Annotated in this window: 13 protein-coding genes and 3 tRNA genes; 12 read left to right on the plus strand and 4 right to left on the minus strand. The window is 57.7% G+C overall.

Features of this window, described 5'->3' with window-relative positions:
* The 5 genes from AACS24_RS22060 to AACS24_RS21570 all read left to right on the plus strand — a co-directional run.
* On the plus strand, positions 1-141 hold a 141-nt coding region (locus AACS24_RS22060; protein WP_258223027.1), incomplete at its 5' end, for an N-succinylarginine dihydrolase.
* Positions 142-407: 266 nt separating this feature from the next.
* Positions 408-492 (plus strand) — tRNA-Tyr (locus AACS24_RS21555).
* 31 nt (positions 493-523) lie between these two features.
* Positions 524-608, plus strand: a tRNA-Tyr gene (locus AACS24_RS21560).
* Positions 609-639: 31 nt separating this feature from the next.
* Positions 640-724, plus strand: a tRNA-Tyr gene (locus AACS24_RS21565).
* 137 nt (positions 725-861) lie between these two features.
* A complete protein-coding gene (locus AACS24_RS21570) occupies positions 862-1,146 on the plus strand; it encodes a hypothetical protein (RefSeq protein WP_041210732.1) in 285 nt (94 codons plus the stop codon).
* Positions 1,147-1,155: 9 nt separating this feature from the next.
* Here the strand turns inward: AACS24_RS21570 and AACS24_RS21575 are convergent, their stop codons facing one another.
* The gene (locus tag AACS24_RS21575) at positions 1,156-4,563 is read right to left on the minus strand and encodes an ATP-binding protein (protein ID WP_258223026.1); all 3,408 of its coding nucleotides are present in this window, start codon (positions 4,561-4,563) and stop codon (positions 1,156-1,158) included.
* A gap of 122 nt (positions 4,564-4,685) precedes the next feature.
* Here AACS24_RS21575 and AACS24_RS21580 point away from each other — a divergent pair, with 122 nt between their 5' ends.
* From AACS24_RS21580 to AACS24_RS21595, 4 genes are all read left to right on the plus strand, one after another.
* Positions 4,686-5,324 carry a response regulator gene (locus AACS24_RS21580; protein WP_108571961.1) on the plus strand — a complete coding sequence of 213 codons (639 nt, stop codon included), beginning with the start codon at positions 4,686-4,688 and terminating at the stop codon, positions 5,322-5,324.
* Between the two features lie 646 nt (positions 5,325-5,970).
* Positions 5,971-6,705, plus strand: coding sequence for an EAL domain-containing protein (locus tag AACS24_RS21585; RefSeq protein WP_108571962.1), 735 nt, complete (start codon positions 5,971-5,973; stop codon positions 6,703-6,705).
* 226 nt (positions 6,706-6,931) lie between these two features.
* Complete coding sequence (trhP, locus tag AACS24_RS21590) at positions 6,932-8,296, plus strand: prephenate-dependent tRNA uridine(34) hydroxylase TrhP (RefSeq protein WP_108571963.1); 1,365 nt, start codon at positions 6,932-6,934, stop codon at positions 8,294-8,296.
* A 1-nt stretch (position 8,297) separates the two neighbouring features.
* Positions 8,298-8,546 carry a YfhL family 4Fe-4S dicluster ferredoxin gene (locus AACS24_RS21595; RefSeq protein WP_005334896.1) on the plus strand — a complete coding sequence of 83 codons (249 nt, stop codon included), beginning with the start codon at positions 8,298-8,300 and terminating at the stop codon, positions 8,544-8,546.
* 54 nt (positions 8,547-8,600) lie between these two features.
* On the opposite strand, the gene AACS24_RS21600 is transcribed toward AACS24_RS21595, so the two are convergent.
* Positions 8,601-8,996: a DUF1090 domain-containing protein gene (locus AACS24_RS21600; RefSeq protein WP_108571964.1), complete on the minus strand. Its 396-nt coding sequence runs from the start codon at positions 8,994-8,996 to the stop codon at positions 8,601-8,603.
* 158 nt (positions 8,997-9,154) lie between these two features.
* Here AACS24_RS21600 and AACS24_RS21605 point away from each other — a divergent pair, with 158 nt between their 5' ends.
* Both AACS24_RS21605 and AACS24_RS21610 read left to right on the plus strand, forming a co-directional pair.
* Positions 9,155-9,508 carry a DsrE/DsrF/TusD sulfur relay family protein gene (locus AACS24_RS21605; RefSeq protein ID WP_108571965.1) on the plus strand — a complete coding sequence of 118 codons (354 nt, stop codon included), beginning with the start codon at positions 9,155-9,157 and terminating at the stop codon, positions 9,506-9,508.
* A gap of 160 nt (positions 9,509-9,668) precedes the next feature.
* Positions 9,669-10,751, plus strand: coding sequence for a protoglobin domain-containing protein (locus AACS24_RS21610; protein WP_033115341.1), 1,083 nt, complete (start codon positions 9,669-9,671; stop codon positions 10,749-10,751).
* Between the two features lie 4 nt (positions 10,752-10,755).
* Here AACS24_RS21610 and AACS24_RS21615 read toward each other — a convergent pair whose 3' ends face one another.
* Complete coding sequence (locus AACS24_RS21615) at positions 10,756-11,979, minus strand: MFS transporter (protein WP_108571966.1); 1,224 nt, start codon at positions 11,977-11,979, stop codon at positions 10,756-10,758.
* Between the two features lie 202 nt (positions 11,980-12,181).
* Positions 12,182-13,189 carry a protease SohB gene (gene sohB, locus AACS24_RS21620; RefSeq protein WP_108571967.1) on the minus strand — a complete coding sequence of 336 codons (1,008 nt, stop codon included), beginning with the start codon at positions 13,187-13,189 and terminating at the stop codon, positions 12,182-12,184.
* Between the two features lie 222 nt (positions 13,190-13,411).
* On the opposite strand from sohB, the gene AACS24_RS21625 reads away from it, so the two are divergent.
* The gene (locus AACS24_RS21625) at positions 13,412-14,167 is read left to right on the plus strand and encodes a YciK family oxidoreductase (protein ID WP_108571968.1); all 756 of its coding nucleotides are present in this window, start codon (positions 13,412-13,414) and stop codon (positions 14,165-14,167) included.
* Positions 14,168-14,223: the final 56 nt, after the last annotated feature.

Genomic DNA, 14,223 nt, shown 5'->3' on the forward strand with positions numbered 1-14,223 from the left:
GGCTGGGTCGATCGCCACTATCGCGACCGTCTGACCCTGGATGACTTGCGTGATCCGACCCTGGTGCAGGAGTCTCGCAGCGCACTGGACGAACTGACCCAGATCCTGAAACTGGGATCCATTTACCCGTTCCAACGCTGATCATCGCGTTTGGCACAAGCTCAATGCAGTAAAAGTAAAAGACCGCCACGTCCGGCGGTCTTTTTGTCTGTCCCTCAACGAATTCTGAATTTTTCGACCAGAGCCCGCAACGGGACTGCATAGAAAAGCAGCGCACAACTTGCTGATAAGTCTGAATTTTGAGCACGATGTATCAAAAAATCGACGAACAGTCATTTTTTTCTGCCAGAAACGCTTCAAGGGGTTCACAAAGAGCGAAGATCTGTTAGTATGCGCCTCGCACTTGGGGAGGGGTTCCCGAGCGGCCAAAGGGATCAGACTGTAAATCTGACGGCTCTGCCTTCGAAGGTTCGAATCCTTCTCCCTCCACCATTCAAGTGCAACAATCAGGAAAATACCCCGTGGAGGGGTTCCCGAGCGGCCAAAGGGATCAGACTGTAAATCTGACGGCTCTGCCTTCGAAGGTTCGAATCCTTCTCCCTCCACCATCTTCCTGAACACAACATGCAAGGCCCCTGTGGAGGGGTTCCCGAGCGGCCAAAGGGATCAGACTGTAAATCTGACGGCTCTGCCTTCGAAGGTTCGAATCCTTCTCCCTCCACCACCATTCAAGAAAACCCGGCCCAGCGCCGGGTTTTCGCTTTTCTGGCCCATACGGTCTCTCCCCTTGTCAGATCTGACAGTTGCATTTGCAACCCATCCTGTTCACTTTATCACCACCTTTGTCAGAGTATTCACATCATGTTTGAGATCTGGGACGAACATGGCCATGCCACCGGGCTCACGCTGCAAGCGCTGAAAAAGCGCATGGAGGGCTATCAGGGCGACCTGATGGTTCGCTACAGCAACAAGCTGGGCCTGCCCACGACGCTCTTCGTGACAGTGAAGCAGGGTATTCCCTATCAGCGCTTCAAAGCGGGCAGCCCCAGACTTGACTGGGAATGGCTGGCCGGCGCCACCAATGGCGCCATGCCCCGCACAATTCGCGAACAGCGCTTCGAGATGGCGCTTGCAGCCATCCACTAGATTACCGACTCACACCGCCAGCTCATCGACCAGCTGCTGCAACAGTGTACAAAACCGCGCCAGTTCATCGCCACACGCAGCGGCCCCTTGTTGACGGATCCGCTCCTCCAGCCGCCAGCCCTGCTCCGCAGCCTCCGGGAGCATCATGGCGAGAGTGCCCGCCTGACGGTGCACCCACTCGGCCAAGGCGATGTCTTCTTGCGGACGCATGCCAAGTCCACGCTCCAGTTCGTAACGACACTGCTGCAACGCCTGTCGCAACGGCTCACCCGCGCCAAACAGCGAGCTCACCACCGCAAGATCGAGCAGCCGCTCGGAGGGGAGGATATGCCACTTCTGCAGCATCTGGCGCAATCCCGCCAGCAGTACCGGCTTGCCGAGCAGATCGTCCATCCCGGCGGCAAAGCAGCGTTCGCGCTGTTCCGGTAACACGTTGGCGGTCATGGCAATGATCAGCAACCGCTCATCCTGTTCCTCCTGCTCGCGCACCCTGCGGGTGAACTCGTAGCCGTCCATCACCGGCATCTGGCAGTCGCACAGCACCAGGTCGTAAGGAGTTCGCGACGCCATCTCCAGCGCCTGCTCCCCCTGCCCGGCCAGATCACAATGCAAGCCAAGCTGGCCAAGCTGGCGCATCACCAACGACTGGTTTAGCGGGTTATCCTCCACCAGCAGGATCCGGTAGGGCAGCAGCTCGCCGGCTTCAGCCTGCTCACACAGCGGGATCGGCAACAGAACATCGGCCAATCCCAGCTGGCGATAGCACACCTCGCGTACCGCATGCCAGGTCAGGGGATTGCTGTTGAGCAGATAACGCCCCGCTTCGCGCCGATAACCCATAGGCGAATGCAGCTCTACCAGCCTGATGGCATCGCCGGGAGCCTGTTCGCTGTCGCTAAAGTGCAGATCCGCCCCACCTGCTTGCCCGGTGCAGCTCACCCCCAGCGCACCGAGGTGCAACAACAGGGTGTGACGCAGCTTCTCATCACGCAACTCGATGACAGCGCGCATCCCGGCGAGGTGCGGGTCTGGCTCGGAGTGGGCCACAACCGGCAGAGTCACGGTCAGCGTGATAAAGGTGCCAAGGCCCGGTGAGCTCTGCAGTTCAATCTCTCCCTGCATCAATCCGGCAAGGGTGTGACAGATGCTGAGCCCCAGCCCACTGCCGCCGTAACTGCGGGTAGTCGAGCTCTCCGCCTGCTCAAAGGCGTTGAAGATCCGGCTTTGCGCCTCGTCACTCATGCCGATCCCGCTATCTCGTACCCCGAACTGCAGCCGCTGCTTCCCCTCTGCCTCCTGCAATACCGCAAGGGAAAGCTCGATAAAACCGCGCTCGGTAAACTTGATGGCGTTGCTGACAAAGTTGAAGAGGATCTGACGCAGCCGCAGCACATCGCCACGCAAGCGGGCCGCTACCTCCTGATCTGCCAGCAGATAGACCCGCAGCCCCTTGCGCTGCACCTCGCTGACGGTCATGGTCAGCACGCTATCGATAAGCTCCCGCATCAGGAACGGCACTTCGTCGAGCACCATCTTGCCCGCCTCCAGCTTGGCGTAGTCGAGCACGTTGTCGATCAGCGCATGCAGACCCTGCGCGCCCCGATTGATGATCTCCACCATCTGGCGCTGATCTTCGCTCAACCCGGTCAGCGAGAGCTGCTCCGCCATACCGACGATGCCGTTCATCGGGGTACGGATCTCGTGGCTCATGGTGGCCAGAAATTCACCCTTTATGGTGGCAGCAGACTCGGCCCGAACCTTGGCGCTGGCCAGTGCCAGCTCCACCTGATGCCGCCGTACGATCTCCTGCCGCAAGCGCCAGTAAGCGACCAGCAGCGTCAGGATAAACAAGCTGACAGCCAGCCCGACCGGCAGCAGGGTGCGTACCAGTTTCGCTCTGGGGATCCCCTCGCTGTAATTGAGCGCCAGCCAGCTGTTGCGGATCTGGCGCTGCTCCTTGTCGCTCATGCTGGCCAGCACCCGGTTCACCAAAGGCAACAAGGGCGCGTATGGCTCACGTACCGCCACAGCCAGTTCATCCTTGAAGGGGGTGGGAGCGGCGATATGGAGTCGGTCATCAAACAGCTCGGTGATAAGACGGGAGACCACCACCAGATTGCCGATATAGGCATCCCCTTGCCCCGCAGCGACACGGGCGAGCCCATCGCTGGCATCACGGGTTGTGGTCAGTTTAAGGTCGGGCACCAGCGCCCTTAGCTCGGGGATCAGCATGCTATCGGTCAGCAGCAGCTCTTTGCCGGCCAGATCGGAGAGATCTCCGATAGGGAGGCTGCCACGTGCCGTCACCAGCACCATCGGGAATGATGCAAAGGGCTCGCTGGCATGCCACCCCACCAACCGCTCGATGATCCGTGCTGGCAATACCGCCAGATCCACATCGTGATGCAGCAGCAGTTGTTGCAGCTCGGGCCAGCGCTGTACCGGCACACCGCTATATGCCAACCCCAACTTCTCTTGCAACACGTTCAGATAATCCGCTATCAAGCCGACCGAATTGCCCTCCTCATCGTGATAGGAGAAGGGCACCCAGCCGGGGATCAACCCCAGCTTTAGCGGTGGCAGCATCGAGAGCCAGCCACGCTCATCAGGACGCAGCAAGAAATGACTGTGCCCCATAAAATTGGGCTCCAGACTCTCCCCCAGCCAGCGTTTCTCCAGTTCACTGCGCGCCTCGACCGTCAGCGCCTGAATCGCCGTATCAAGCCGGATAGCAAGAGTGTGTTTCTGGCTGGCAATGCCAAGGTGCAGGGTTTCCATCAACAAGGGAGACTGGGCGACCACAGCCAATGCTGGATGACGTTCGATAAACAGATTGGCCACATGGAGGTTGCCGATATAGGCATCTGCCCGACCTTGTTCAACCGCCTGCAATGCACGGCGCGTATCGACAAAGAGCCGCGGTGTGACATTGGGATAATGCAGCTTGACCAGCTTCTCGGTCAGAAAGCCTTTTTCGATGGCAATGCTCGCGGACTGCAACCGACTCACATCCCGAAACAGGGCGCTGTCTTGTCGCACCACCACCACAGTCGGCGAGGTGTAGTAAGGCAGGCTATAGGTGAGGCACTGGCTCACCTCGGTGTTAAAAGCATCAAGCAGGATATCCAGCTTGCCACTGCAGGCGTCGGCATACATGGCTTCCCAGTCAGGGTAAACCTGCCAGGCAATCCGGTAGTCCAGCTTTTTGGCCAATTGTTCCATCAATTCAACGCTGAATCCGGAGGCGACCTTGCCGTCCCACTGCTGAAAAGGACCCCATCCACCCGCCAATATCCCTACCTCTACAGTGGGAATAGCAATGGTGTCGGCGGAAATAACATATGGAGTCAAGAGAAATAGAGTGGCAATAATTATGAACCGCTTGATTATCGGCATGATTGAATGGCATATACGCATAACGATTCAAATATATTTCCCCAACAAGAGGAGGCCATGAAAAAAATGGGTGCGCACGGTAGTATAGAAATGCTAGGTTTGATAGCCTGAATATTATTCGCTGTTTTATAAGAGGCTCATTTATGTCCTTCAAGATTATACTTGCTGATGACCATCCGCTGATCTTGACCGGGATCCATGCTCTTATCGAGCAGATTCAACCCCGCTGTGAAGTGATTGCCGAGGCCTATCAGGTATCTGAATTGCTGGTTTTATTGCAGCAACATCCATGTGATCTGTTAATCACCGACTTCAGCATGCCCGGCGATATTCGCAGCGACGGTTTGGTGATGATCCAGCAGTTAAGACGAGATTATCCCTCTTTGCCTATTATTGTGCTGACCCAACTCCACAATAACGCCATTTTACAATCGCTTATCCAGTCAGGAATAAGTGGTCTGCTATTGAAGAAATCGGTCATCGGCGAACTCTCGGATGCCATTCGTCAGGTATTGCTTGGCCGCACCTATATCGGCAGTTCGGTCAAAATGTTGCTGGCCGAAGCGGGCCTGCCCCAGCAGGCCGGGGTCAATCAACTAACCCCCAAAGAGACTGAAGTGGTCAGGCTGCTGGCCAGCGGTATGTCTGTTACCCAGGCTGCCGAGTACCTGCACCGCAGCATCAAGACTATCAGCACACAAAAGAAGAGTGCCATGCAACGTCTGGGCATCAACAGTGACAGCGCCCTCTTTGAATATGCCCGCAGCAGTGGCCTGTGCTAATCAGATATAAAATCGGGTGCTTGCCAATGGTTGTTTGCACCAAGCGCCCTCTCTGCCAACTAAAATCCGGGTAGCTATATAAACGAAATGGCAGTGAAAAAGCCAGCGCCGACTATATTTTGAGCTGTAAAGCAACAACCGATTAAAATTAACCACGCTTTATTTTCATTGACATAGAAAGTCAGGATCATACTTTAAATATATTGTCATCGGTCTCTCACTATCATCCCATAAATTTCACGACCAGTCGTAACAGAAGAAAATGCCAGCACCATAGATATATAGTTTTATGCGTCGCACATGGATATCTGGTTAACTTTCCACCACAAACAAATAATATGATGTTTCTCGTTGCGAATGGGCACCTTGATTGTGCAAATCATCCTCTTTTTGTACGATATATCCCCAAAGCCCCTGCTGTTGGTGTGAATTAAATTCCCATGGCCGCCCCCCATTAATTATACATTCTGAGTATTTACGTATTTTTATCCAGCAACAGTCTATATAGTTGCATTCAGCTAAGTAATCGGAATATTCCGATTCATTCACCTTAATTCAACAACTAACAATCGGAGTATTCCTACATCCCCTTTTGACCTTCTATTATATGATCTCTCATATTTGTCAGCCTGTTGAGACCAGTGCCATGTTGGCATTCAAAGAAGAGCTCCCAAGTTGTGAGATGGCCCCGCTGGCGGCCGATGTCGCTGTACCGTTTTACCAACCCATCATAGGTAAGGATCGCCAGATCATCGGCTTTGAAGCGCTGGCCAGGCGCTGGGATCCCGCCCGGCGGGGCCACCAGGGCATCGACTTCCTGACTCTGAGCCAGGGTGAAGCTCTGGACATCGATATAGTGATACTGCGAGCGATTTGGCGTGACCTGCCCGTACTGGCACGCCATGCGCCCTGCTCTCTCTCCATCAACTTGAATCCTGCACTTGAGAGCTCGACATACCAGAACCTGCTGTTGCTGGTGATCCTGCAGGCTCGCAAGCTGGGGATAGCGATCTGGTTCGAGGTGCTGGAGCACGCGCCGCTCTATCGCAAACATCGCGAGCTGATCGAAGTGCTGCGCAGCCACGGCGCTCATATCGCCTGCGATGATTTCGGCACCCAGGAGTGCAATTTTCAGCGGGTGATGGCGCTCCCCTACGAGATCATCAAGCTGGATCGCTCCCTGCTGCTGCAGGCGAGCAAGAGTAGCCATGCCTTGCGGATGCTGACTGGTCTGGTGGAGTATCTGCAGCGCTTTGGCATGAAGGTGGTGTGCGAAGGGGTCGAGACCCTGGCTCACATCGAGATTGCCAACCAGCTCGGCTGCGACTATCAGCAGGGCTATGCCCATGCCATGCCCGCCCCCCTGTCTCGCTGGGCCTGACAGCGATACACCCCGTCCCTCTTTATCCCCGCCAAATTGCATGATGGCGTGGGGGCGAGTACAATCTCGCACCCCGAATATCTGGCGCATATTTTATAAGCGTGCAGGCTGGATATACCGTTATCGGGTGGCAGAGCACCACGTAATGGCTCGCACTGCTACTCAATCCATACGGCGCCATCAGGTGGCGTCGTCCTGATTTGCAATCAGATACGAAGAGTCCGACATGTTTAAACCAGAATTGCTCTCCCCCGCAGGTTCCCTCAAGAACATGCGTTACGCCTATGCCTATGGCGCCGATGCCGTCTATGCCGGCCAGCCCCGCTACAGCCTGCGGGTGCGCAACAACGAATTCGATCACGAAAACCTGCAGCTCGGCATCAACGAAGCCCATCAGCTTGGCAAGCAGTTCTATGTGGTAGCCAACATCCAGCCCCACAACTCCAAGCTCAAGACCTTTATCCGCGACATGCGCCCTGTGGTAGAAATGAAGCCGGATGCGCTGATCATGTCCGACCCCGGTCTCATCATGATGATGCGCGAAGCTTTCCCTGACACGCCCATTCACCTGTCGGTGCAGGCCAACGCGGTCAACTGGGCCACGGTGAAGTTCTGGCATCAGATGGGCCTGACCCGGGTCATCCTCTCCCGCGAACTGTCGCTGGACGAGATCGAAGAGATCCGCATGCAGGTGCCGGAGATGGAGCTGGAAGTGTTCGTTCACGGCGCGCTGTGCATGGCCTACTCTGGCCGCTGCCTGCTCTCCGGCTACATCAACAAGCGTGACCCCAATCAGGGCACCTGCACCAACTCCTGCCGCTGGGAATACAAGGTGCACGAAGGCAAGGAAGACGAAGTGGGCCAGATCGTCCACCGTCAAGAGCCTATCGCCGTGCAGAAAGTTGACCCGACTCTGGGCCTCGGCAAGCCGAGCGATGCACTGGTGCTGCTGGAGGAGTCCAACCGTCCGGGCGAGTACATGAGCGCGTTCGAGGACGAGCACGGCACCTACATCATGAACTCCAAGGATCTGCGCGCGGTCGAGCACGTCGAGCGATTGACCAAAATGGGCGTTCACTCGCTGAAAATCGAAGGCCGCACCAAGTCTTTCTACTACTGCGCCCGCACCGCTCAGGTCTATCGCAAGGCCATCGACGATGCCGTAGCGGGTCGTCCGTTTGATCGCAGCCTGATGGGCACCCTCGAGAATCTGGCTCATCGCGGCTATACCGAGGGCTTCCTGCGCCGTCACAACCACAGCGAATACCAGAACTACGACTACGGCTACTCCGTCTCCGACACCCAGCAGTTTGTCGGCGAGATCACCGGTCGCCGTGGCGACATGGTGGAAGTGGAAGTGAAGAACAAGTTCCTGGTGGGCAACAGCCTGGAGCTGATGACCCCGCAGGGCAACGTCCGCTTCAATCTGGAGCAGATGGAGAACCGCAAGGGCGAGCTCATCGACACCGCGCCGGGCAACGGCCACGTGGTCTATGTGCCGGTTCCCAAAGATCTGGATGTGAACTTCGGCATCCTGCTGCGCAACCTCGGGGATCGCGAAGACACGCGCAACCCCCATACGGCAGCTTGAGATGGCACTGCTCATCACCGACAAGTGCATCAACTGTGACATGTGCGATCCCGAGTGCCCGAACCAGGCCATCAGCCTGGGTGAGGAGATCTACGAGATCGACCCCAGTCGCTGCACCGAGTGCGTCGGTCACTACGAGAAGCCGACCTGCATCAGTGTCTGCCCCATCGACTGCATCATCTGGGATCCCGCCCATGTGGAGACCGAAGACCAGCTGATGGAGAAGTTTGTGCGGATGCACAGGCAGTAAATGCAAAAGGCCGGGTTATCCCGGCCTTTTTGATCCCCGCTCATCGAATGGGCGCTACTTTTTGTTGACCAGCCGGTTCAGCTCACCCAACTCCCGCTGCGCCTCCAGCAAGTCGGTCTGTGACTGCTCCAGCTTGCTCTGCTTGTCGGCCACCTTCCCGGGCTTGCCGGACACTCTGGCCTCCTGCAGTTCAAGCAGGCGCTCATTGACCTCTCCCCGCAGCTTGCTTACCCGTTGTTTCTGCTCCTTGAGGAGCCCTTCGTCGGTACAGTAGGCCTTGATATTGCGTGCAGCCTGTTCCAACCCGGCAATCTGCCCGGCATTGTTGTGTGCTTTGGCAAACACCAGCTGCTCGTTGACCGCCTGCAGGCGGGCCTTGCAACCGACAGGCTCACTGGCACAGGCTGAGCCTGCCAACAGCAGCAAGCCGGCTCCCAATACTTTCCACATCTCGATTCATCCGGTCTTGTTTGCGAACTGACCATAAGAACCTCGATCGGCAGCAGGGTCAAGCAAGCGGGAAAAAGGTGCGACAGAAATTGTGTCATATCACGCAATTGCCACCTTATTGGTTCTACAATGACGCTCTTTCCAATCGGGAGTCTCTTATGAATCAACAAATTGTGGTGATTGCCAACGGTGCCCCCTATGGCAGCGAATCCCTGTTCAATGCCTTGCGTCTGGCCATTGCCCTCAATGAACAGGGCGGTGCCAGCCTCAAGCTGTTCCTGATGTCCGATGCGGTGAGCGCTGCGCTGGCATGCCAGGCGCCTGCCGAAGGGTACAACCTGCGCCAGATGCTGGAGATCCTGCTGGCACAAGGGGTGATCATTCGCCTGTGCAAAACCTGCACCGATGCCCGTGGCATTACTGCCCTGCCGCTAATCGAGGGCATTGAGGTCGGCACCCTGCCGATGCTGGCCCAGTGGACCCTCTCAGCCGACAAGGTACTGACCTTCTAATACCTCTCGCCTTACTATCCAGCCCGATGAAATGGCTCTGTCGACAAGAGCCATTTCAGTCTCCACCCCACAAGTGTCTACACTATCAATTGCAAATTATTTCCAATAAGGCTACGACAGCGACACGGAGTCCTGCCGGCCCCCTTGATAGAGAGCGGCGATGAAACCCACGGAACAGACCCTGCTGGAGCAGATGCGGATCACCGAATTTGAAATTGCCCATCGCAAAGAGCTGCTTTTGCTGAACGAACAGGATGTCGCTCTGCTGGCAAGTTACAGCGGCAAGATCGAGCCCCATATCGATGAGCTGGTCGACAAGTTTTACCAGCAGCAGACCGCCATCACCGAGATTGCCCTGCTGATAGGCGATGCCGATACCCTCAACCGGCTGAGAGCCGCCCAGCGGCGCTACATTCTCGATCTGTTCAGCGGTCTCTACGATCTGGAGTACGTTAACAACCGGCTGCGGATCGGGCTGGTGCACAAGCGGATCGGCGTCGAACCCAAGCTCTATCTGGCCGCCATCAACACCCTCAAGGCGCTGCTGATTGAAAACATCTTTGACCAAATCGGCAACGAGAGCGAGCGGATCGCCATGCTGGCGGCGCTGGACAAGCTGATCCTGTTCGACATCACGCTGGTCTTCGAGACCTATATCCGCAGCCTGGTGTCAGAGATCGAGTCGTCCAGAGAGAAATCGGAGAACTATGCGAAAAGCCTCGAACAGAAGGTTCGCGAGCGCACCCATCAGCTGGAGGAGCTCAACCGCACCGATGCGCTGACGGGATTGCTCAACGTCCGTCACCTCAACGATCAGCTGCAGCTGACGCTGCGCTCCTGTGAGCGGCGGGCCGAACCGGTGGCCATCGCCTACCTCGATATCGACAACTTCAAACAGATCAACGACAGCGAGGGGCACCAGCGCGGGGACGAGATCCTGCGCACCGTCGGTACCTGCATCCGTCAGGTCTTTCGCACCGAAGACAGTTGCTTTCGCTATGGCGGGGATGAGTTCTGCCTGATCCTGCCCAACTGCAACGAGGCGCAGGCGCGGGATATCTATCTCAAGCGACTGACCCAGGCGATAAAGGATAAACTGGCCGGGATCACCCTCAGTATCGGCATAGTGCAGACAGGCCCCGAACACTACGACGAAGGGCTAAACCTGATCCGGCTGGCGGATGAACGGATGTATGCCGCCAAGCGAGCCCTCAAGACTGTTTCCCCCAAAGAGCGCCATTGAGCACTCAGTTGCTGCTGGGCTCCGACACGGCTGCCGCAGGGTGCCGCAAGCGGGCTCCCCGTTCGTAGAGCCAGAAGATGGCCACGCAGAGCAGCGCCATCAGCAGGAATAGCAGCTGTCCGTTCCACTGTTCCAGGATCCAGCCCCCCAGCAGAGCCCCCGCGGCACTGCCCAAGCCGGCCAGCGCACTGGCACCAAAATAGCTCCCCTTGAGATGGCCGGGCGCCATCTGGTCGATCAGCACGTTGAGCAGTGGAAAGAGTATGGTCTCGCCGATGCTGAGCAGCAGCACGGCGCCAAACCAGTGGCTACGCACCAGCGGATCCCCTGCGGCAAACAGCAGCTGGGCCGCCAGAAACAGAGCCATGCCGATATGAAGCCGCACCCGCACCGGCCAGCGCGAGAGCAGCCGCAGCAGCGGGAACTGCAGCAACACCACCGTCAGGGCATTGGTGGCCACCAGCAAGGCAACCAGCTCGGCCACCTGAGGCATACCAGCGCGGGTCAGATACTGAACCAGTGGCGAGTGAAACTGGGAGTAGACCAGCACCATCAACAGATTGGCCATCACCAGCAGCAGGAAAGCGCGATCCGCCAGCAACACCTTGATGGCATCGCGCAAACCGGGGCCGGCAGCACCATGACTGTGAGAGGAACCCGCCCGACGAAAGCCCCAGCCAAAGGCGACCCCCAACAGCAGATAGCTCGTTGCCAGAAAGAGGAAGGTCTCCTGCTGGGCATTGATCCCGAGCGTCACCCCGAGCAGCGGCCCCAACGCCGCCCCCAGGTTGAGCAGGAAATAGCGCAGGTGCAGAGCCAGCTCTCGCGCCTTGGCCGACGCCAGACTATCTGCCATCAGCGCCTTGCCCGGCGCATCGATAAGCCCGGAGGCAAGCCCGCTCCCCATCACCCCAACCCCAAGCCAGAGCACGGAGTGGGAAAAGCCGAGCAAGCCAAAACAGAGCATCGCCACCAGACAACCACCGAGCAGAATGCTGTGCCGCCCGAAGCGGTCCGAAAGCCAGCCGCCGTAGAAACTCACCAGAGTGGAGAGCGCTGCCGAGCCTCCCAGCAGCAGGCCGATGAGGGTTGCCGAGAGGTCATACTCCCGATAGAGCAGGATGGAGAGAAAGGGCCACACCATGTAGTAGCTGGTGCGCACCATGAAGGTGCCCAGAATGACAATCCAGACCAACGGGGTAAATTGCCTGAAGGTGCTCCATGGCATTGGCATGCTCCCTAGCCCGTAGGGCCTGCAATGAAAGGGGAAAGCCCTCAGTTGTAACAGAGGAGTTGAATGGAAACAACCTTCCTCGCCACGGCGCTACCTCATCGGCAGCACGGCCTGCAAAGTGGCCAAAAAACGAGGCCAGCCGGATTGCTCCGACTGGCCTCGCTCACCACTTGTCGCACCCGTTGCGGGTCGCGACTCAGCGCCAGGGGCTCTGCTGCCACAGTCGGCCAAACCCGGCCTCCAGCGCTTGGGCGCCCTGCTGGCCCAATTTCTGGGTCAGGCTCTTGGGCCGGCTGTAGCGAATGCCCACCACCTTGTGCTGGCTGGCCTGCGCCAGCAGGTAGTCATCACTGGTACAGAGGCTATCCACCAGCCCGAGCCCCTTGGCCTGACTCGCCAGCCAGTGCTCGCCAGTGGTGACTTGGTCGATATCGAGCTGCGGTCGGTGTTCGGCAACAAACTGCTTGAAACGCTCGTGAATGGCAGCCAGCTCCTCGCGAAACTTCTCGCGCCCCAGATCGTCGTTCTCGCCAAACATGGTGATGGTGCGCTTGTACTGACCTGCGGTGTGCATCTCGAACTCGATGTCGTGCTTTTTCAGCAGCTTGTTGAAGTTCGGCATCTGGGCGATCACCCCGATGGAGCCGACGATGGCAAACGGCGCCGCCAGGATCTGATCCGCCACGCAGGCCATCATGTAGCCGCCGCTCGCAGCCACCTTGTCGATGGCCACGGTAAGCTTGATCCCCTTGTCACGCAGCCGCTGCAATTGGGAAGCAGCAAGACCGTAGCCATGCACCACGCCACCACCGGACTCGAGGCGCAACAGCACCTCGTCGCCGGGCTGCGCCACCCCGATCACCGCGCTCACCTCTTCACGCAGTGATGCAACCTCTTTGGCATCCATGCTGCCATTGAAATCGATGACGAAGAGCCGGCTGCGCTCGTCACCCGCCTTGGCGCGCTTTTTCTGCTCCTCTTTCTGCTGCTTCTCCAGCACTTTGCGCTCGGCCTTGCTGGCCAGTGCGCTCTTGAGTGCAAACTGCCCCTGCTCCAGCTCGTTAGAAAGATCGGTCACCACCAGCTCGCCCTTGCGTGCCTTGGGTTGGCGACTGCTGACCACCATCAGGACGATGGCGCCGATGGCCAGCAGAAAGGTCACGGTTTTGGCCAGAAACAGGCCATATTCGGTCAAAAATGTCACGGTGGACTCCAGAGAGGATCGGTTTTGTCACATTCTAGGGAGTTTGCCGGACGCGCGCAAAAACTCTGCATCAAGCCGTTAAAAATCCAACCTGATGCTCACAACCCCTCTATTTTCTTCACATTTTTTCGGGGATGAGCTGGTCAAACCGAGGCGCGGATCAGTACACTTGGCCCTCGATTGCCATGCACTTATGGCCGGAATTTGTTAACAGGAGTTGCCATGCTCGATTATCAGGCCCCCCGCGATCTGCTCAGGGAGAAGGTCATTCTGGTCACCGGTGCCGGAGACGGGATCGGCCGCGAAGCCGCCCTCACCTATGCCGCCCACGGCGCCACCGTGATCCTGCTCGGCCGCACCAGCGCCAAGCTTGAAGCCGTCTATGACCAGATTGAGGCTGCTGGCCACCCGCTGCCCGCCATCGTCCCGCTCGATCTGAAAACCTCGACTTCCGCCGATTATCGTGGACTGGCCACTACCTTCACCCGCCAGTTTGGCCGCCTAGACGGTATTCTGTTCAATGCCGGACTGCTCGGCACCCTCTCCCCCTTCGAGCACATTCAGGAGAAGGAGTGGGACGAGGTGATGCAGGTCAACGTCAAATCGGAATTTCTGCTGACCCAGGCGCTGCTGCCGCTGGTTCGCCAGAGCGCCAAAGAGCACGGCGATGCCTCCATCGTCTACACCTCCTCCAGTGTGGGCCGCAAAGGACGGGCTTACTGGGGCACCTACGCCATCTCCAAATTTGCCATCGAGGGGATGATGGAAGTGCTGGCCGACGAACTGGAAAACACCGGCGTGCGGGTCAATACCCTCAACCCGGGTGGCACCCGGACCAAGATGCGGGCCAGCGCCTTCCCGGCGGAAGATCCGATGAACCTCAAGACTCCGACCGACCTGATGCCGCTCTACCTCTATCTGATGGGAAGCGACAGCCGGGGCAAAACCGGCCAGACCTTTGTGGCGCAGCCCAAATAAGCCAAGAAAGCGGCGCAACCCAAATAAATCAACAAAATAACCGGGTTATTGCGAGG

The organism is Aeromonas sp. HMWF016, assembly GCF_963878195.1.
In the GTDB taxonomy this organism is placed as follows: Bacteria; Pseudomonadota; Gammaproteobacteria; order Enterobacterales; family Aeromonadaceae; genus Aeromonas; species Aeromonas lacus.